This window comes from Citrobacter sp. R4, assembly GCF_026719175.1.
GTDB classification, from domain to species: domain Bacteria; phylum Pseudomonadota; class Gammaproteobacteria; order Enterobacterales; family Enterobacteriaceae; genus Citrobacter_A; species Citrobacter_A sedlakii.
This window is the reverse complement of the sequence record NZ_JAPPSU010000013.1, coordinates 58,610-77,371: the sequence shown is the minus strand read 5'-3', so window position 1 is coordinate 77,371 and position 18,762 is coordinate 58,610. Positions and strand designations below refer to the sequence as shown.

Here is an 18,762-nt window from a genome sequence, read left to right as displayed (position 1 = left end):
CAGGATCCCGGCTGGATGGGACACGTTAGCATCGCCATCCGGAAAAATCTTTATGCGGGGGCAACCCCGCACACACATCAATAATCAGGCCCCTTCCCCTGTGCTACACTGCGCGCCATTCCTTTCTGCTACGAGTTTGCTATGAGACGAGAACTTGCCATCGAATTTTCCCGCGTAACCGAAGCGGCGGCGCTGGCTGGCTACAAATGGTTGGGACGCGGTGACAAAAACACCGCAGACGGCGCGGCGGTAAACGCGATGCGCATTATGCTTAATCAGGTCAATATTGACGGCACCATCGTGATTGGTGAAGGCGAGATCGATGAAGCGCCAATGCTCTACATCGGCGAAAACGTAGGAACCGGTCACGGCGATGCGGTGGATATCGCTGTCGATCCAATCGAAGGCACGCGTATGACGGCGATGGGCCAGGCCAACGCGCTGGCGGTGCTGGCAGTCGGCGATAAGGGGAGCTTCCTGAACGCGCCGGATATGTATATGGAAAAGCTCATCGTCGGACCGGGCGCGAAAGGCGCTATCGACCTGAATCTGCCGCTGGCGGACAACCTGCGCAACATCGCCGCCGCGCTTGGCAAGCCGCTGTGTGATTTAACGGTGACCATTCTGGCGAAGCCGCGTCACGATAATGTGATTGCGCAGATGCAAACCCTCGGCGTGCGCGTATTCGCCATTCCTGACGGCGACGTAGCAGCCTCCATTCTGACCTGTATGCCTGACAGCGAAGTCGACGTGCTGTACGGCATTGGCGGCGCGCCGGAAGGCGTGGTCTCCGCGGCGGTGATCCGTGCGCTGGATGGCGACATGCAGGGTCGTCTGCTGGCGCGTCATGACGTCAAAGGCGACAGCGAAGATAACCGCCGCATTGGCGAACAAGAGCTGGCACGCTGTAAAGCGATGGGGATCGACGCGGGAAAAGTGCTGCGTCTGGACGAAATGGCGCGTAGCGACAACGTGATTTTCTCCGCCACCGGCATCACCAAAGGCGATCTGCTGGAAGGGATTAGCCGCAAAGGCAACATCGCCACCACCGAAACGCTGTTGATTCGCGGAAAGTCCCGCACCATCCGCCGTATCCAGTCCATTCACTATCTGGATCGCAAAGACCCGGACGTGCAGGCGCATATCCTGTAATTGATTTGTTCGTTCGAGCCTTCCAGCCCATCCGGGCTGGAAATCTTGCGGCCAAGGAACGAAGATAAAGGGACGAGATCAGAACAGGAGAAAACCATGGCAGATTGGGTAACAGGCAAAGTCACGAAGGTACAGAACTGGACCGATGCCCTGTTTAGTCTGACCGTCCACGCCCCCGTTCATCCTTTTACCGCCGGTCAGTTTACCAAGCTTGGGCTGGAAATTGACGGCGAGCGCGTCCAGCGCGCTTACTCCTACGTGAATGCCCCCGATAACCCGGATCTGGAGTTTTACCTCGTCACCGTTCCCGACGGCAAGCTAAGCCCGCGTCTGGCGGCGCTGAAACCCGGCGATGAAGTCCTGGTGGTGAGTGAAGCCGCAGGTTTCTTTGTGCTGGAAGAGATCCCCGACTGCGACACGCTGTGGATGCTGGCGACCGGCACCGCCATTGGCCCGTATCTGTCGATTCTGCAGTGGGGAAAAGATCTGGACCGCTTTAAAAATCTGGTGCTGGTCCATGCCGCGCGCTACGCCGCCGATTTAAGCTATTTACCGCTCATGCAGGAACTGCAAAAACGGTATGAAGGCAAGCTGCGGATCCAGACGGTGGTCAGTCGGGAAACCGTCGCCGGTTCGTTAACCGGTCGCGTTCCGGCGCTCATTGAAAGCGGCGAGCTGGAAAAAGCCATCGGGCTACCGATAGATAAAGAGACCAGCCATGTGATGCTCTGCGGTAACCCGCAGATGGTGCGCGATACCCAACAGTTGTTGAAAGAAACCCGGCAGATGAGCAAACACTTGCGTCGTCGCCCAGGTCATATGACCGCAGAGCACTACTGGTAAATATTTTGCCGGAGGGCGACATCGCCGGATCCGGCCTGCTGTTTACCGTTCCGCTTTATATTTAACGTCCTGGGTGTCTTTGCCGAACTTATTTTCCCCCTGGGTGCCGATAAACGCGCCCAGATCGATAATCATCATGATAAGAATCAGCGTCGGTACAAAGCGCCCCACCGCCCATTGCCACATACCTGGCAGGATTGCCCAGTTTCCAGCCAACAACATCCACGCCAGAATCATCAAGAGCGCCCACAGTCCGGAACGCCCACGGTCGTGAAGGCGTTTTACTGTCACCGCCGCCGTCGGCCAGAGCAGGCAGACCAGGCAAAACGCCGCGGTTTGGATATCGAGCAACGACTGGCTCGCCAGCGAAAACAGGACCACCATGCCGACAAGCCACAGAACCATCCAGATCCAGAAATCACGGCGGCCAATACGCCCTTTAAATGAGAATAACCACTGCTGTATGGTCATGTAAGTTCCTTTAAAATAGAAAACGCCGACAGTTTACCCTTTTGACAAGCCAGACGGTTATCGTTTTAATCGTGAGCAGTCATAACGAAAGGTAAGATTGATGAAGCCAGGATGTTCACTGTTTTTAATGTTATTTTCAGCGATGACGTTCAGCGTGACCGCGCTGTCGGCGGAGCCTCTGGTCGCCCCCACAGCGCCATACTTGCTTGCCGGAGCGCCAACATTTGATCTCTCTATCAGCCAGTTTCGCGAAAACTTTAACCAACAGAACCCAAAGCTTCCGTTAAACGAATTCCGTTCTATCGACAGCAGTCGCGATAAAGCCAATCTCACCCGCGCAGCCAGCAAAATTAACGAGAATCTGTACGCTTCTACCGCCCTTGAGCGGGGAACGTTGAAGATCAAGAGTATGCAGATCACCTGGCTGCCGATCCAGGGGCCGGAACAAAAAGCGGCGAAAGCGAAAGCGCTGGAGTACATGACGGCCGTGATCCGCACCGTCGCACCACTGTTGACCAAAGAACAAAGCCAGAAAAAGCTGCAAAAACTGCTCGCCGCAGGAAAAAATAAACGCTACTACGCCGAAACCGAAGGCGCAATTCGCTATGTTGTGGCAGATAACGGCGAAAAGGGGCTGACCTTCGCGGTTGAACCGATTAAGCTGGCGTTATCTGAGGATCTTGAGGGGCTTAATTAGTGATAAAAAGCAAAGCCTCTCAGGGGAAAATCTCTATACTGTTTCACAGACCATGCTGCTCGCAAGAGTGGCCATCTTCCTTAATTCGCTGACAAAGCGTGGAGAATTACAATGCGACATCCTTTAGTGATGGGTAACTGGAAACTGAACGGCAGCCGCCATATGGTAAACGAGCTGGTGGCTAACCTGCGTAAAGAGCTGGCTGGCGTTGCTGGCTGTGCGGTTGCGATCGCTCCGCCGGAAATGTATATCGATCTGGCGAAGCAGGCCGCGGCCGGTAGCCACATCATTCTGGGCGCGCAGAACGTTGACCTGAATCTGTCTGGCGCATTCACCGGTGAAACTTCCGCTGAAATGCTGAAAGACATCGGCGCGCAGTACATCATTATCGGCCACTCTGAGCGTCGTACTTACCATAAAGAGTCTGACGAGCTGATCGCGAAAAAATTCGCCGTACTGAAAGAACAGGGCCTGACGCCAGTTCTGTGCATCGGTGAAACCGAAGCCGAAAACGAAGCAGGCAAAACCGAAGAAGTGTGCGCACGTCAGATTGACGCCGTGCTGAAAACCCAGGGCGCAGCAGCGTTCGAAGGCGCGGTCATCGCGTACGAGCCGGTATGGGCTATCGGTACCGGTAAATCAGCGACGCCTGCGCAGGCACAGGCGGTGCATAAGTTTATCCGTGACCACATTGCCAAAGCGGACGCGAAAATCGCTGAGCAGGTCATCATCCAGTACGGCGGTTCCGTAAACGCGTCCAACGCGGCGGAACTGTTCGCTCAGCCGGACATCGACGGCGCGCTGGTTGGCGGTGCTTCTCTGAAAGCTGATGCTTTCGCTGTCATCGTAAAAGCGGCGGAAGCGGCTAAACAGGCGTAAGTTGTCGGGACGGGAGGACCTCTCCTCCCGTCACTATCGCTTTACCAGTAACCCAGCCAGCGCCACCAGAAGGCGCCGGTCACTCCCCAGATGGTCAGATTGACCACGCTCATGACCAGCCCCGTTTTCCACCATTCCGCCAGCGTGACATAGCCTGATCCAAAGATGATAGGCGCAGTGCCCGTACCATAGTGCGTGAGCGACATCATCAGAGAGGATGAAAAACCGAGCATCAGCCCAAGCAGTGCGGGTGGCGCGCCAAGGCCTAATCCCGCGGCGAAAAACGCAGCAAACATCGCCGTAATATGCGCGGTGGTGCTGGCAAAAAAGTAGTGCGAGTAGACGTAAAGCAGAATCAGCAAAAGCGTCGCGATGCTCCAGTGAACGCCGAGATGGTCAATGGCGCTTCCGACGCTGGTCGCCAGCCAGCCCACCAGACCCAGCTTACTGAGAAAATCCGCCATCATCACCAGTGCGGCAAACCAGACGATAGTATCCCATGCCCCACGGCACTTAAGCATATCGTCCCAGCTTAATACGCCGGTCAGCAACAAAATCGATAAGCCAATTAACGCGGCACTGGTGGGATTAACAGTCCAGCCGCTGCCCATGAGCATCGCAGGGACACCCGCCCACAGGCAGAGCAACAAAATGAAAACCGCCAGGGTGATTTTTTCCGCCAGCGAGAGCGGGCCAAGCGCATCCAGTTTTTCCCGCGCGAACTGCGGCGCATTCGGCGTGCGCGTAATCGCGGGCGGATAGAGCCACCAGATAACAATGGGCATCACGACCAGTGATACGACCGCAGGAAGCAGCGCGGCAATAGCCCACATCCCAGGTCATATTCAGTACCCCATCCGTCCCCTTCAGCAGAAAGCTGACAATTAGCGGGTTAGGCGCGGTTGCGGTGATAAACATCGCAGAACTGATCGGGTTAATGTTGTAGTTCACCAGCGCGAGATAGCGTCCCATGGAGCCATTTTCACTGTTTCCCGGCTGCGAGCCGAGGCTTTCCGCAATGGCCCGCATCACCGGATGAATAATGCCGCCGCCGCGCGCGGTATTGCTCGGCGTGACTGGCGCAATCAGCGTTTCAGCGAGGGTGAGCGCCCAGGCGATACCCAGCGTTCTTTTACCAAACAGCGCAATAAATCCGTAGCCAATGCGCGCGCCCAGCCCGGTTTTCAACAGACTTTGCGACAGCATGATCGACAGGCCAATTAACCAGATCAGCTGGTTTGAAAAGCCGCTTAACGCATCATTAAGCGCTGCCGAAGGTTTACCCGGATTGGTAACACCGGTCATTGCCACCAGCATAATCGCCACAACTGCGATAGCGCCAATCGGCATTGCTTTACCGATAATTGCCGCAATCGTGCCGATAAACAACGCCAACAGGTGCCACGCCTCTGGGGTGACCTCAGGTGGGCAAGGGATAACAAACCAGATTGTCAGCGTAATCACAAGCGAGATAATGGCAGGCCAACAGCGGATGGGGGTTAATCTGTCCATGAATCTGTCCTTGAGTTTCCAGTGCGCAAATCAGCGCTTCGCTATTAACCGCCATCGCTCCATATAAAACAATTCACCATCTCACAAAACAAAAAATTAACACCGTATTGAAACTATAATTTCCCCAGCACGCTGAACCAGGCGTAATCCAATGGGAGCAGCACAAAATAAGTTGCCAGCGCCAGTGCGATACACAGCAACATGCCTGCCCTTGCCGGTACCTTCCCTAACGCCATCGCCACCACAATCGGAGACGCCTGATACGGCAACAGCGGAGTGGAATAACCCAGCACCTGAATCATAATCACCGACAGAAGCGGAAAACCGGTGGCCTCAGAGAAGCTCTGCGCCAGTGTGGTGTAAAGCGCCGGGACACCATTAGCGGTCATAATGAAGTTGAGCGCGGTGGTAATGCCGGTCAATGCGAGGAAGCTGGTAAACGGCGCCTGCGGATCGAGCGGCATGACGTGCAGGAGCGCCTCACCCACCGCATCGCCAATCCCCGTTTCCGTGACGGTCATCGCCAGCCCAAGTATGCCTGCAACGTACAGGCAGGTACGTAAGTTCACGCCCGAGGCAAACTCGTCTCCGCTGATAAAACCGATACGCGGCAGCAAGGTTATCACCGCCGCCGCCAGCCCGGTCCATGCAGGACCAATACCGTGCCAGCTCTCACTAACCCACATCACCAGCACCACCGCTAACATCCAGGCCAACCGTTTTTCGGCGCGACTCATCGGCTCAGGCGGCGTTAATTCGCGCGGCGCCTGAGGCTTGCCTGGAAATAACCCGCAGATCAGTACAATGAGCAAAGCGCCTTTCAACCAGCCCAATACCGGCGTGTGCAGAAGCAGATAGGGGAGATAATTGAGATGGATGCCGTATGCGCCTTCCGCCGCGCCGCTCATCACCAGATTCGGCACGTTAGCCGGTAGTATCGTGGCAGAAAGCTGGAAAGTGCCGAAACCGACAGCAAGCGCCAGGCCGTACCATGCGCGGGTTCCGTCCTTAATTCCGGCACGCTTCGCCATCGCCGCGACGACAGGCATCAACAGTGCGATGCGCCCCATGTTAGACGGCATCACAAAGGCCAGCGCGTAGCTCAGTAGCACCACGCTCGCCACCATTAGCGGCCAGGAGTCGGTCAATCTTGAAGACAGTGCCCTCGCCGCCCGGTCTGCCAGTCCCGTTTTCCGGATCGCCACGCCAAGTACAAAACCGCTGAACACCAGCCAGAACGCCGACGAAGCAAAACCACCGAAGATGACGTCCGGCGGCGCGATCTTTGCCATCATCGCCACGGTAAAGAACAGCAGTGCGGTGATGAACTCCGGCAACAGCGAGGTTGCCCAGAGCAGAATGGTGATGCCAATCACCAGCGAAGGAAGAAAAAGGGGATGCGAAAGCCAGAGCGACATGCCTGTCTCCTGTCGTTTTTTTCATCAAGAATACGGGGACAGGCAGGTCGAGTAAATGACAGATTAGCAGGGGCTAGCGGAGAATATCACACTGATGATCCTGAATTTCCTCTGCCGAGGCACGGTTCAGCATGAGCAGATTGCGTTGCGTCGCCAGTAAAACAAACGCGTTATCACTCTGGCGAGCCATCGCCAACGCATAGCTTCCCATATGGTCACGCGCGTCCGGCACTTCTTCCGCCAGCATCATAAACGGACTACGCTGCGCCAGTTCGCTTTCGGTCACACGACGCGCCAGATACACATGTCCGCGTAATCCGCCTGGCAGGGGGAGCCAGCGGGAACTGACATTCGCGAGATTTGCGTCCAACTGCGCGCGAACATCGGGACGCAGGCAGGAGATATGGATGTGGAAATGGTTCTGTGTCCGCCCGGTACGTGAGTTTATCGTCAAGGAAACGGCACTGTCCGGTATCTCCTTACCGTACTTCTGGCTCATAAAGCTGCGCGCCTGCCAGGCCAGCCAGAAAAAATTGGGCGTGTACGGCTCGGTCAGTAACGGACTTTCTGTACCGTTGATGCGATACGTTGGCATCAGGAGATATTGCAGCGGACCGTTGCGGTCTTTGAACACCACGTAACCGGCATCGGGTTTTACTTCGGCACACGGCGCCGGATTTTGCCGCTGCAGTTGGTTTGGCAGACATTGCTCAAAAACGATGTCGCGTAATGCGTCAGGATTACGCATAAATTTCCAGTAACCCACACCCGCAGCGGCAACAAACACCAGCAGTGCCAGCAATCCATAAACGATTTTTTTCATGACGCGTTCCCTGTATCTAAACGACCTGCAAGAGTAACGCAAAATGATGACAAATAAAAAAGCCCGGCGGCAATTGCCCCGGGCCGGTGCTCAACACGCAGATTAACGTTTACTGATCTGATCGAACGTGCCGCCATTCGAGAAATGGTCTTTCTGCGCTTTCGTCCAGCCGCCGAAGACGTCATCAATGGTAAACAGCTTTAGCTTCGGAAAGACATTTTCATATTTCTTCGCCACCTCCGCATCGCGCGGACGGTAGTAGTTTTTCGCGGCGATCGCCTGGCCTTCCGGCGAGTACAGGTATTTCAGGTAAGCTTCCGCGACCGTCTGTGTTCCCTTTTTATCCACCACTTTGTCGACGATGGAGACGGTCGGTTCGGCGAGAATCGATTCGCCAGGCGTCACAATTTCGAATTTATCTTTGCCCAGTTCGTTGGCAGCCAGCAACGCTTCGTTCTCCCAGGCGATCAGTACGTCGCCAATGCCGCGCTCAACGAAGGTGTTAGTTGAACCGCGTGCGCCGGAATCCAGCACTTCCACGTTTTTATACAGCGCTTTCACGAACGCCTGGGCTTTGGCCTGGTCGTTATTGTTGTGATGCAGCGCGTAGCCCCAGGCCGCCAGATAGTTCCAGCGCGCCCCGCCAGAGCTTTTTGGATTTGGGGTAATCACCGAAACGCCCGGCTTGACCAGATCGTTCCAGTCACGGATTTGTTTGGGGTTGCCTTTACGGACAAGGAAAACAATGGTGGAGGTATACGGTGCAGAGTTGTCCGGCAGGCGTTTGATCCAGTTTTTATCAATGCGGCCCCGTTCGGCAATAGCATCAACGTCATAGGCCAGCGCCAGCGTCACCACATCGGCTTCGATACCGTTTATCACCGACGTGGCCTGTTTGCCGGAACCACCGTGAGACTGGCGGATCACCACATTATCGCCCGTCTCCTGCTTCCAGTGGGCGCTAAACGCTTTATTGTACTGCTCGTACAGCTCGCGGGTTGGATCATAAGACACGTTAAGTAACTGAATATCCTTTGCCAGAACGCTGGTCGATGCCAGCAATAATGTTAACCCCACGCCCCATTTGTTCATCGCCCAACTCTCTTATGTTGTGTTGTGATGAAGAAAGCGTGCCAGAAAGGTATTCAAACATTAAAGAATAAAAAAAGATTGGCTATAACCTGGGGGAATATGAAAAACGGGGAATTTTGTCTGATCACCGCAGACTGCCAGTCGGCAGTCTGCGGTACACGCGTTAGTACAGTTTCTTCGCGCAGTCCAGCCAGTCACCTTTAAACGGACGCTTCATGTTCTCAATGGCGTCGATGATGTCATGGTGCACCAGTTTTTCGTTCTGAATGCCAACGCAACGACCGCCAAAGCCTTCCAGCAGCAGCTCAATGGCGTACGCGCCCATGCGGGAAGCCAGGATCCGGTCATAAGGCACCGGCGAACCCCCACGCTGAATGTGGCCCAGAACGGTTGCACGGGTTTCACGGCCTGTCTCTTTCTCGATGTAATGCGCCAGTTCATCGACATCACACATATGCTCAGTGATCGCGACGATGGCGTGTTTTTTACCTTTCGCGATACCGGCTTTGATCTCAGCAACCAGATCGTCACGGCTGAATTCCACTTCCGGCACCACCACAAATTCGCAGCCACCAGCGATAGCCGCAGCCAGCGTCAGGTCGCCGCAGTAACGGCCCATCACTTCAACGATGGAGATACGCTGGTGGGAAGACGAGGTGTCGCGCAGACGGTCAATGGCTTCTACCACGGTACCCAGAGCGGTGAAATAACCAATGGTATAGTCGGTGCCTTTGATATCGTTATCGATAGTACCCGGCAGACCGATGCACGGGAAACCCATTTCAGTCAGGCGTTTCGCCCCCATGTAGGAACCGTCGCCGCCGATAACCACCAGCGCGTCGATACCCCGTTTTTTCAGGTTTTCGATAGCCACGGCGCGGATGTTTTCGTCACGGAATTCCGGGAAGCGCGCGGATCCCAGGAAAGTACCGCCACGGTTGATCATGTCGGACACGCTGTAACGGTCAAGCTGCACCATGCGATCTTCATACAGACCCAGGTAGCCATCATAAATGCCCATGACTTCCAGTCCTTCCGTCAGTGCTGCGCGCACCACACCACGGATTGCTGCGTTCATGCCCGGCGCATCACCGCCGCTTGTCAACACACCGATTTTCTTAATCATGACTACCTCTGAACTTTGAAATGCAAATTGAAATCTGTTGCCGGAAGTCGATTCTGCACATCGAGACGATCCAACGAATATGCAAATAGTATAACAATCGCTCCCTGCTGAATTGATTCAGGTCAGGCCAAATGGCGGTAATTTATACACAAAATGCGGGCCTGGCTCTCTTTTTTTACCAACACTTACGAAAGCTCAAACCGTTTGCCTTCCCTGGGGACGACAGAACAGGGATCCTGATGAATAATCACATCCGACCCTGGAAAACGCCGCAAAATCGCCTGCTCTACCTGTTCAGCCACCAAATGCGCCTGAACGAGCGGGAGATTATCTTCCATTTCCAAATGAATCTGAATAAAGCGGGTCGGCCCTGACTGCCGCGTTCGTAGATCGTGAGCACCGCTGACGCCCGGCCAGGAGGTCACGATTTCAATAATTTCCTGACGTTCATCATCGGGTAAGGCGCGATCCAGCAACGACTGCACTGCATCATAGCCCATACGTAAGGCGCTATATAAAATATAGATGCCAATCCCTAATGCAAACAACGCATCCGCACGATGCCAACCGTACCAGGCAAGCCCGAGCGCCACGAGAATAGCGCCGTTCATCATAACATCAGACTGATAATGAAGCATATCCGCCCGCACCGCCTGGCTTTGCGTCCGTTTCACCACCCAGCGCTGAAACGTGACCAGCATAATCGTCGATATCAGGGCGATAATCGTCACGATTACCCCTACGCCGGGCTCATTCATTGGCGTAGGCGTGATTAGATGCTGAATGCCGGTCAAAAACAGAAACAGCGCCGAACCGGAAATAAACATGCTTTGCGCCAGCGCGGCCAGCGATTCCGCTTTTCCGTGTCCAAATGTGTGTTCATCGTCCGCCGGTTGCAGCGAATAGCGCACCACTAACAGGTTGGTGAGCGACGCGGCGATATCCACCAGCGAATCGACAAGCGCAGCCAGAATACTTACTGACCCGGTGTACCACCACGCAAAAATTTTGATCAAAAGTAACAGCGATGCCATCACCGTCGCGGCGATCGCGGCCCGGCTGACTAACCGCCCATAAGATTGATTCATAAACACTCCTGCCTTTACATGCCGGTAGTATAACGGAAGGCGATAAACAGTAATGGAATATGACGATGACAATTTTCAGGCAAAAAAAAACCCCCACATCATGTGGGGGAAGACAGGGATGGTGTCTATGGCAAGGAAAACAGGGTTTGTTACTGGGAACGTGAGTTGCTACTACTCAATAACTTCAACGATGAACTTTTTTGCCATTGCGTCACGTCGCGCAACTGCTCCATTCGTTGTTGATGTTTCTCGTTTAAAACCGCTTGTTGCTCGGGCGTGAGCAGGCGATACATCTGGTTGCGGACTTTAGCCATTTCGACCTGTCGGGCAACCTGGGCCTGCGCCATTTTTTCTGCCTGAGCGCGTACAGCGTTTTCATCAAATTTTTCTGCGGTGACAAGGCGATGCATTGTCTCCATTTCGCTAACATTAACAGGAGGCTGTTCGTGCCGGGCCTGTTGCATCAGATCTCGCATCTGTTGACGTTGATGTTCGGTTAAACTTATGCCGTCAAACATATGGCTTTGTACAGTGCGCGGCGCCGAAGGTTCGCCCGGGTGCCAGTTATCGCCTGTAACGACTTCAGCAGCATGGCTCAATGTACTGAGTGCCAGCGTTGAGGCCATGACGGCAGCGGTAACTTTGCGCATCACTTGCTCCCAAAATCTTTTCTGTCGCGATTCAACGAGAGACAGTCTACGATTCGGGCTGCAAACATGCGTCAGGGGGTGTAAAACAACGTAAAGTCATGGATTAGCGGCGCTTGATGTCGTAATTTCTGCCTCGGAGGTACGTAAACAATGAATAAAATCCTGTTAGTTGATGATGACCGAGAGTTGACATCCCTTTTAAAGGAACTGCTCGAAATGGAAGGCTTCACGGTGCTGGTTGCCCATGATGGGGAACAGGCGCTGGAGCTTCTGGACGACAGCATCGATTTACTTTTGCTTGATGTGATGATGCCGAAGAAAAACGGTATCGATACGCTGAAAGCGCTTCGTCAGACACACCAGACCCCCGTAATTATGCTGACCGCCCGCGGCAGCGAACTGGATCGCGTTCTCGGCCTTGAGCTGGGCGCAGATGATTATTTACCCAAACCGTTTAACGACCGCGAACTGGTTGCGCGTATCCGCGCGATTCTGCGCCGTTCACACTGGAGCGAACAGCAGCAGAGCAGCGATAACGGCTCGCCGACGCTGGAAGTCGACGCGCTGAGCCTGAATCCGGGCCGCCAGGAGGCCAGCTTTGACGGCCAGACCCTGGAGCTCACCGGCACCGAGTTCACCCTGCTTTACCTGCTGGCGCAGCATCTTGGGCAGGTGGTCTCGCGTGAACATTTAAGCCAGGAAGTGCTGGGTAAACGCCTGACGCCTTTCGACCGCGCTATTGATATGCATATTTCGAACCTGCGCCGCAAGCTGCCGGAACGTAAAGACGGGCATCCGTGGTTTAAAACCCTGCGTGGTCGCGGCTATCTGATGGTCTCCGCTTCATGATAGGGAGCTTAACCGCGCGCATCTTTGCCATCTTCTGGTTGACGCTGGCGCTGGTGTTGATGCTGGTACTGATGTTGCCCAAGCTCGACTCGCGTCAAATGACCGAGCTGCTGGACAGCGAACAGCGCCAGGGGTTGATGATAGAGCAACACGTAGAAGCTGAACTTGCGAACGATCCACCCAATGATTTGATGTGGTGGCGTCGCTTGTTCCGCGCGATAGACAAGTGGGCGCCGCCGGGACAGCGGTTATTGCTTGTGACCACCGAAGGACGGGTGATCGGCGCAGAACGCAGTGAAATGCAGATCATTCGTAACTTCATTGGTCAGGCGGATAACGCCGATCATCCGCAGAAGAAAAAGTATGGTCGCGTAGAGATGGTAGGGCCGTTCTCGGTGAGAGACGGCGAAGATAACTACCAGCTTTACCTGATTCGGCCGGCCAGCAATTCCCAATCCGATTTTATTAACCTGCTGTTTGACCGCCCATTGTTGTTGTTGATTGTCACCATGCTGGTGAGTTCGCCACTGCTGCTGTGGCTGGCCTGGAGCCTGGCGAAACCAGCGCGCAAGCTGAAAAACGCGGCGGATGAGGTGGCCCAGGGTAACCTGCGTCAGCATCCGGAGCTGGAAGCTGGCCCGCAGGAATTCCTTGCAGCAGGGGCCAGTTTCAACCAGATGGTGACCGCGCTGGAACGCATGATGACCACCCAACAGCGTCTGCTGTCGGATATCTCGCATGAGCTGAGAACGCCGCTCACTCGCCTGCAACTGGGCACCGCGCTGTTGCGCCGCCGCAGCGGCGAAAGCAAAGAGCTTGAGCGCATCGAGACCGAAGCACAGCGTCTGGATAGCATGATCAACGACCTGTTAGTGATGTCGCGCAATCAGCAGAAAAACGCGCTGGTCAGCGAAACGATGAAAGCAAATCAGCTGTGGGGTGAGGTGTTGGATAACGCCGCCTTTGAAGCTGAGCAGATGGGTAAATCGTTCACGGTGAACTTCCCGCCGGGACCCTGGCCGCTGTATGGCAACCCGAACGCGCTGGAAAGCGCGCTGGAAAATATCGTTCGTAACGCGCTGCGCTATTCCCATACGAAGATCGAAGTTGGCTTCGCAGTGGATAAAGACGGCATTACGATCACGGTGGATGACGACGGGCCGGGCGTTAGCCCAGAAGACCGGGAACAAATCTTCCGGCCGTTTTACCGGACAGACGAAGCGCGCGATCGCGAATCTGGCGGAACAGGACTGGGGCTGGCGATTGTTGAAACTGCAATTCAACAGCACCGTGGCTGGGTGAAAGCCGAAGACAGCCCGCTCGGCGGGCTACGGCTGGTGATCTGGCTGCCGCTGTATAAGCGTTCGTAACTCACGTTGTCGTGCCGGACGGCGACGAAAACGCCTTGTCCGGCCTGCACATCGTTGTATGCCCGTAGGTCTGTTAAACAACGCCATCAGGCACGTTTCGTTGCCGGATGGCGATAAAGGTTTCAGCCGCGCAGACGCCGCGACTGATCTTCTATCTTGCCGCTCAGGCGGCGTTTCTGCATTGTTCTGGTCCAGCTTTTCGACAGCCCTGCCGCCGACAGCAAACGATGATACTGCTCATCATCGAACGGCATATGCCATGCAATCGCGATGGCTTCCTGCACCGACACGTCGCTAATACGAGAGACCAGCTCCAGCGGCGCGTCCGTCGACACGTTCCCGGCGGCAATCACGCTGCACAGCCAGCCGGTTTTACCGCTGTTTTGCATCTGGCTTGCCATATCGCTGATGCCGAAATGGAAGTTAAGCTTATGACACGGCGAACGAGGCTGCGTAACCTGGATCAGCGCCTCGCCCCAGCGAAAAATATCGCCAATAAAGACGTTCTCTTCGGTGAGTCCTTCGGTTGAGAGATTTTCACCAAATGCCGGAGCCACGAACCGCTCCGCCTGCATAGGGAATTCACGCGCCCACCAGCCGTAATGCTCGCGGGGGTAATGACACAGCGCGCGATCCGGCCCGCCGTGGATTTTCTTTTCCGCCTGCTGGTCGCCTTCCAGACCGAGTTCGGTCAGCTTAAGTTCGCCATCCACCTGAATTTTGGCGATCGCACTGGGGCGGTTTCCCGCGTAGTCCTGAATCTTGCCGGTAAATACCTCTACTGGATAGCGCATCTGGTCCCTCTCCCCGATAAATTTGCCCTATTTAACCACAATTATTTTACCTCGGGTGCGCAAAATGAGAGCACGGTTCACATGATGCAGTAAGAGACATGTTATCAATGAACGGTCTTTTGAAACGCCATTTCAGAATAAGGAGTCAACAACGTGACAGGTCAAACGCAGTTTGCTGGCGTCTGGTGCCCCTCCATTACGCCAATGGATAATGACGGCAAAATCGATCTCAACGGGCTTAAGCAACACCTGAGCCGCCTGACAGAGGCCAGAATCGACGTCATTTTACTGATGGGCAGTATCGGGGAATTCGCCTCCTTCTCGTTAGAAGAGCGTCTGTTATTGATTCGTGAGGCGCGCGCCATGAGCACGCTAAAAATGGTTGCTAACGTCTCCTCAACCTGTACGCAGGACGTGCTGCTGATGGCGAAGGAAGCGTATCTCACAGGCTATGACGCGGTGATGGTTTTGCCGCCGTATTACTACGGCCAGACGCCAACCCAGCTATTGCGCTATTTTCGCCAGCTTGGGCAACAGCTCAGCGGCAAATGGTTCGCCTATAACTTTCCGGCGCGTACCGGCTGCGATTTAACGCCGGAGCTGGTCGCAACCCTCGCCGGCGAATTCCCGAACTTCGCCGGTATTAAAGATACCGTCGACTGTCAGTCGCATACCCGCAGCATGATCCAGGCGACGCGCGCGGTACGCAATGATTTCGCGGTACTGTCCGGTTATGACGAATATTACATTCCTAACCTGCTGGCAGGCGGTGCGGGGATTATTTCCGGGCTGAACAACGTAATGCCGGAGTTGTTTGTCAGCGCGCGCGAGGCATTCAGGGCGGGCGACCTCGCCACCCTGCGCGATATCCAGCAGAAGATCGGCGTTTATATGTCGATTTACGCCATCGGCGAGGATTTTGTCACCACCATTAAAACAGTGGTATCGCGCAAGTTTGGCTATTGCACCGGCGTGTCGCGCAACGCGGGTGGAGAACTGAATGCGCAACAATGCCAGACGATCGATACCGTTTTTGGCAGATAAAAAAACAGGCCCGGCGGCGCTCTCGCTCACCGGGCCTGCTGATGCGTACCGGATGGCGTCACCGCGCCATCCGGCAGACAAATTATTTTTTAGCCGCGAAACGCGCCGCAGCTTCGTCCCAGTTCACCACGTTCCAGAACTCTTTGATGTAGTCCGGACGGCGGTTCTGGAATTTCAGGTAGTAAGCGTGCTCCCACACGTCCAGACCCAGGATCGGGAAACCGGATGCGCCAGAAATCGCTTCACCCATCAGCGGGGAGTCCTGGTTGGCGGTAGAAACAACAGCCAGTTTATCGCCTTGCAGCACCAGCCACGCCCAGCCGGAGCCGAAACGGGTGGCAGCGGCTTTCTCGAATTCCGCTTTGAAGTTATCAACGGAACCGAAGTCGCGCTCGATAGCGGCTTTCAGGTCGCCCTGCAGGGTGGTGCCTTTTTTCAGGCCTTTCCAGAACAGGCTGTGGTTAGCATGGCCGCCTGCATTGTTACGCAGAACCGTTTTCTTGTCCGCAGGCACCTGATCCAGCTTCGTAATCAGTTCTTCAACCGGCAGCGCGGCCAGTTCCGGCAGGCTTTCCAGCGCTGCGTTAGCGTTGTTAACGTAAGTCTGGTGGTGTTTGGTATGGTGGATTTCCATCGTCTGCTTATCGAAGTGCGGTTCCAGTGCATCGTAAGCGTACGGCAGGGATGGCAGTGTATAACTCATAATCATCTCCATTATTGTCGAGCGGCTGGGTGTTAATGCCGCGTAAGCAGTTGGTTCATTATAGTTAATTAAATGATATTGAAAATGATTATCAATGCCGTAGTTTTTGTAGGGATATCTTTTTTTCTCACTTTACCTGATATGTGAGCCAAATCACTCAGTTAACGTCCTGATTGCCATCAACGCCGTGACTGCGGCAACCGTTAAAAGGTTATGTATCTGCGCACTTTTTAAACTCATGACGTCGGATGGGTAAAACCGACGATAAAAACAATGAGGATGACGTGATGAGTAACGCGATTACGATGGGTATCTTTTGGCATTTGATAGGTGCGGCCAGTGCAGCCTGTTTCTATGCCCCGTTCAAACAAGTTAAACAGTGGTCATGGGAAACCATGTGGTCGGTGGGAGGCATAGTCTCCTGGCTGATCCTGCCCTGGACCATCAGCGCCATGTTGTTGCCTGACTTCTGGGCCTATTTCAGCTCCTTCAATCTTTCTACTCTGCTGCCCGTGTTCCTGTTCGGCGCCATGTGGGGTATCGGCAACATCAACTATGGCCTGACAATGCGCTATCTCGGCATGTCGATGGGCATTGGTATCGCGATTGGCATCACGCTGATTGTCGGTACGCTGATGACGCCTATCATCAACGGCAATTTTGATGTGCTGATCAACACCGAAGGCGGGCGGATGACGCTGCTGGGCGTGTTGGTGGCCCTGATTGGCGTCGCGATCGTCACCCGCGCCGGTCAGCTTAAAGAGCGTAAAATGGGCATCAAGGCCGAGGATTTCAATCTGAAAAAAGGCCTGCTGCTGGCAGTGATGTGCGGCATCTTCTCTGCCGGGATGTCCTTTGCGATGAACGCTGCAAAACCGATGCACGAAGCGGCTGCCGCGCTGGGTGTCGACCCGCTGTATGTCGCTCTGCCAAGCTATGTGGTGATTATGGGCGGCGGCGCGCTGGTTAACCTTGGCTTCTGCTTTATTCGTCTGGCAAAAGTAAAAGATCTGTCGATAAAAGCCGACTTCTCGCTGGCAAAACCGCTGATCGTCTCCAACATACTGCTCTCCGCGCTGGGCGGTCTGATGTGGTACTTACAGTTCTTCTTTTACGCCTGGGGCCACGCGCGCATTCCGGCGCAGTACGACTACATTAGCTGGATGCTGCACATGAGCTTCTACGTACTCTGCGGCGGGATCGTCGGACTGGTACTGAAAGAGTGGAACAACGCCGGACGTCGTCCTGTCGGCGTCCTGAGTCTGGGCTGTGTGGTCATCATTATTGCCGCCAATATCGTTGGTCTGGGAATGGCCAGTTAATCGGTTTGAGTACTGAGATGACGCCACTGACTGGGCGTCATCCCGGTTTCCCGGGTGAACACCACCGAAAAATAGTTACTGTCCTCAAACCCGCACTGCATCGAAATTTCACTGATCATCAGGCGGCTGTGCTGAAGCAAATATTGCGCATGGCAGACGCGCACCTGGCGCTGATACTGGTTGATGGTCATACCGGTCTGATTGCGGAACTGCTGGCGCAGCACGCGCTCGCTACACCCTTCCCGATCGCAAAATACATCCAGCGCGAACGGGCGCTCAAGGCTTCCCGCCAGCGCGGTGATCAGTTTATCAAGCAGGGTTTCGCTGGAAGTGGTTGGCAGGTTGTCGGTAGCGTAGCGGTGACGCTTCAACGTCATCACCAGTTGCCCGAACAACAGTTCCGCCATGTCATTAACCAGCGGATCGTGCTGATGACTTTCATGCTCAAGCTGGTTAATCACCTGGCGCGCCTGGGTCATTCCGGCGCTGCCCAATCGCCAGTGCGGCTGTCTTGGCGTACCGTTGAAACCGGGAATGGCGCTCTCCCAGGCAAGGTTCAGCTTAAGCCGCTCCGGGCAATAGATAATATTCTGCAGCACGAGGTCATTAACCGAGGTGTAGGAGTGCTTGTCTTCCGCGCGAATGTAAAACAGATCACCACGCGTAATCCGGTACGGACGATCATTGAGCACGTGCAGCCCATTACCACGCCACACCATTACCAGTTCACAGAATTCATGGGTATGTTCAGCAAACACGCTCTGCGGATAGCGATCGGCGACGGCGACAGCCTGTTCATCACCGGCAAAAAAGTCTTTTTTTAACAGGACTAACTGATTCGCCACCAAAGTCTTCCCTGCCGGATGTCGGTTACCGCCTTACCCGGCCTACAAAAAGCGTGACACGCAGGCCGGATAGAACGCTAACGC

Annotated in this window: 18 protein-coding genes and 1 pseudogene; 8 read left to right on the top strand and 11 right to left on the bottom strand. The window is 54.8% G+C overall.

Features of this window, described 5'->3' with window-relative positions:
• Positions 1 to 141 precede the first annotated feature (141 nt).
• Both glpX and fpr read left to right on the top strand, forming a co-directional pair.
• On the top strand, positions 142 to 1,152 hold the full coding sequence (glpX, locus tag OOJ60_RS20800; RefSeq protein WP_042292574.1) for a class II fructose-bisphosphatase: 1,011 nt from the start codon (positions 142 to 144) through the stop codon (positions 1,150 to 1,152).
• Positions 1,153 to 1,248: 96 nt separating this feature from the next.
• Positions 1,249 to 1,995 carry a ferredoxin--NADP(+) reductase gene (gene fpr / locus OOJ60_RS20795; RefSeq protein ID WP_042292566.1) on the top strand — a complete coding sequence of 249 codons (747 nt, stop codon included), beginning with the start codon at positions 1,249 to 1,251 and terminating at the stop codon, positions 1,993 to 1,995.
• A gap of 42 nt (positions 1,996 to 2,037) precedes the next feature.
• Here the strand turns inward: fpr and OOJ60_RS20790 are convergent, their stop codons facing one another.
• Complete coding sequence (locus OOJ60_RS20790) at positions 2,038 to 2,466, bottom strand: DUF805 domain-containing protein (protein WP_181822229.1); 429 nt, start codon at positions 2,464 to 2,466, stop codon at positions 2,038 to 2,040.
• Positions 2,467 to 2,566: 100 nt separating this feature from the next.
• On the opposite strand from OOJ60_RS20790, the gene OOJ60_RS20785 reads away from it, so the two are divergent.
• Together OOJ60_RS20785 and tpiA are read left to right on the top strand one after the other, a co-directional pair.
• Positions 2,567 to 3,163 carry a YiiQ family protein gene (locus tag OOJ60_RS20785; protein WP_042292561.1) on the top strand — a complete coding sequence of 199 codons (597 nt, stop codon included), beginning with the start codon at positions 2,567 to 2,569 and terminating at the stop codon, positions 3,161 to 3,163.
• 111 nt (positions 3,164 to 3,274) lie between these two features.
• Entirely contained in the window at positions 3,275 to 4,042 is a 768-nt protein-coding gene (tpiA, locus tag OOJ60_RS20780; RefSeq protein ID WP_060571000.1) for a triose-phosphate isomerase, read from the top strand.
• Between the two features lie 41 nt (positions 4,043 to 4,083).
• Here tpiA and OOJ60_RS20775 read toward each other — a convergent pair.
• The 7 genes and pseudogenes from OOJ60_RS20775 to cpxP all read right to left on the bottom strand — a co-directional run bounded on the left by OOJ60_RS20775 (position 4,084) and on the right by cpxP (position 11,751).
• A pseudogene (locus OOJ60_RS20775) lies at positions 4,084 to 5,554 on the bottom strand (DASS family sodium-coupled anion symporter).
• A 113-nt stretch (positions 5,555 to 5,667) separates the two neighbouring features.
• Positions 5,668 to 6,972 (bottom strand): SLC13 family permease, encoded by a 1,305-nt coding sequence (locus tag OOJ60_RS20770; RefSeq protein ID WP_205613121.1) that lies wholly within the window; start codon positions 6,970 to 6,972, stop codon positions 5,668 to 5,670.
• A gap of 73 nt (positions 6,973 to 7,045) precedes the next feature.
• A complete protein-coding gene (locus tag OOJ60_RS20765) occupies positions 7,046 to 7,795 on the bottom strand; it encodes a CDP-diacylglycerol diphosphatase (RefSeq protein WP_205613120.1) in 750 nt (249 codons plus the stop codon).
• A 102-nt stretch (positions 7,796 to 7,897) separates the two neighbouring features.
• Positions 7,898 to 8,887 carry a sulfate ABC transporter substrate-binding protein gene (locus OOJ60_RS20760; protein WP_181822230.1) on the bottom strand — a complete coding sequence of 330 codons (990 nt, stop codon included), beginning with the start codon at positions 8,885 to 8,887 and terminating at the stop codon, positions 7,898 to 7,900.
• 163 nt (positions 8,888 to 9,050) lie between these two features.
• The gene (gene pfkA, locus OOJ60_RS20755) at positions 9,051 to 10,013 is read right to left on the bottom strand and encodes a 6-phosphofructokinase (RefSeq protein ID WP_042292548.1); all 963 of its coding nucleotides are present in this window, start codon (positions 10,011 to 10,013) and stop codon (positions 9,051 to 9,053) included.
• A gap of 185 nt (positions 10,014 to 10,198) precedes the next feature.
• A complete protein-coding gene (fieF, locus tag OOJ60_RS20750; protein ID WP_042292546.1) occupies positions 10,199 to 11,101 on the bottom strand; it encodes a CDF family cation-efflux transporter FieF in 903 nt (300 codons plus the stop codon).
• Positions 11,102 to 11,250: 149 nt separating this feature from the next.
• Complete coding sequence (gene cpxP / locus OOJ60_RS20745) at positions 11,251 to 11,751, bottom strand: cell-envelope stress modulator CpxP (protein WP_042292543.1); 501 nt, start codon at positions 11,749 to 11,751, stop codon at positions 11,251 to 11,253.
• 150 nt (positions 11,752 to 11,901) lie between these two features.
• On the opposite strand from cpxP, the gene cpxR reads away from it, so the two are divergent.
• Both cpxR and cpxA read left to right on the top strand, forming a co-directional pair.
• The gene (gene cpxR, locus OOJ60_RS20740; protein ID WP_042292540.1) at positions 11,902 to 12,600 is read left to right on the top strand and encodes an envelope stress response regulator transcription factor CpxR; all 699 of its coding nucleotides are present in this window, start codon (positions 11,902 to 11,904) and stop codon (positions 12,598 to 12,600) included.
• Positions 12,597 to 13,970, top strand: coding sequence for an envelope stress sensor histidine kinase CpxA (gene cpxA / locus OOJ60_RS20735; RefSeq protein ID WP_042292539.1), 1,374 nt, complete (start codon positions 12,597 to 12,599; stop codon positions 13,968 to 13,970). The genes cpxR and cpxA overlap by 4 nt, the downstream gene beginning before the upstream one ends.
• Before the next feature lie 122 nt (positions 13,971 to 14,092).
• Here cpxA and yiiM read toward each other — a convergent pair whose 3' ends face one another.
• A complete protein-coding gene (gene yiiM / locus OOJ60_RS20730; protein ID WP_060570996.1) occupies positions 14,093 to 14,764 on the bottom strand; it encodes a 6-hydroxyaminopurine reductase in 672 nt (223 codons plus the stop codon).
• 153 nt (positions 14,765 to 14,917) lie between these two features.
• Here yiiM and OOJ60_RS20725 point away from each other — a divergent pair, with 153 nt between their 5' ends.
• Positions 14,918 to 15,808: a dihydrodipicolinate synthase family protein gene (locus OOJ60_RS20725; RefSeq protein WP_205613119.1), complete on the top strand. Its 891-nt coding sequence runs from the start codon at positions 14,918 to 14,920 to the stop codon at positions 15,806 to 15,808.
• 82 nt (positions 15,809 to 15,890) lie between these two features.
• Here OOJ60_RS20725 and sodA read toward each other — a convergent pair whose 3' ends face one another.
• Positions 15,891 to 16,511: a superoxide dismutase [Mn] gene (gene sodA / locus OOJ60_RS20720; RefSeq protein WP_042292530.1), complete on the bottom strand. Its 621-nt coding sequence runs from the start codon at positions 16,509 to 16,511 to the stop codon at positions 15,891 to 15,893.
• A 287-nt stretch (positions 16,512 to 16,798) separates the two neighbouring features.
• Here sodA and rhaT point away from each other — a divergent pair, with 287 nt between their 5' ends.
• On the top strand, positions 16,799 to 17,833 hold the full coding sequence (gene rhaT, locus OOJ60_RS20715) for an L-rhamnose/proton symporter RhaT (RefSeq protein ID WP_181822231.1): 1,035 nt from the start codon (positions 16,799 to 16,801) through the stop codon (positions 17,831 to 17,833).
• Here rhaT and rhaR read toward each other — a convergent pair.
• Positions 17,830 to 18,678 (bottom strand): HTH-type transcriptional activator RhaR, encoded by an 849-nt coding sequence (rhaR, locus tag OOJ60_RS20710; protein ID WP_205613118.1) that lies wholly within the window; start codon positions 18,676 to 18,678, stop codon positions 17,830 to 17,832. The genes rhaT and rhaR overlap by 4 nt on opposite strands.
• Positions 18,679 to 18,762: the final 84 nt, after the last annotated feature.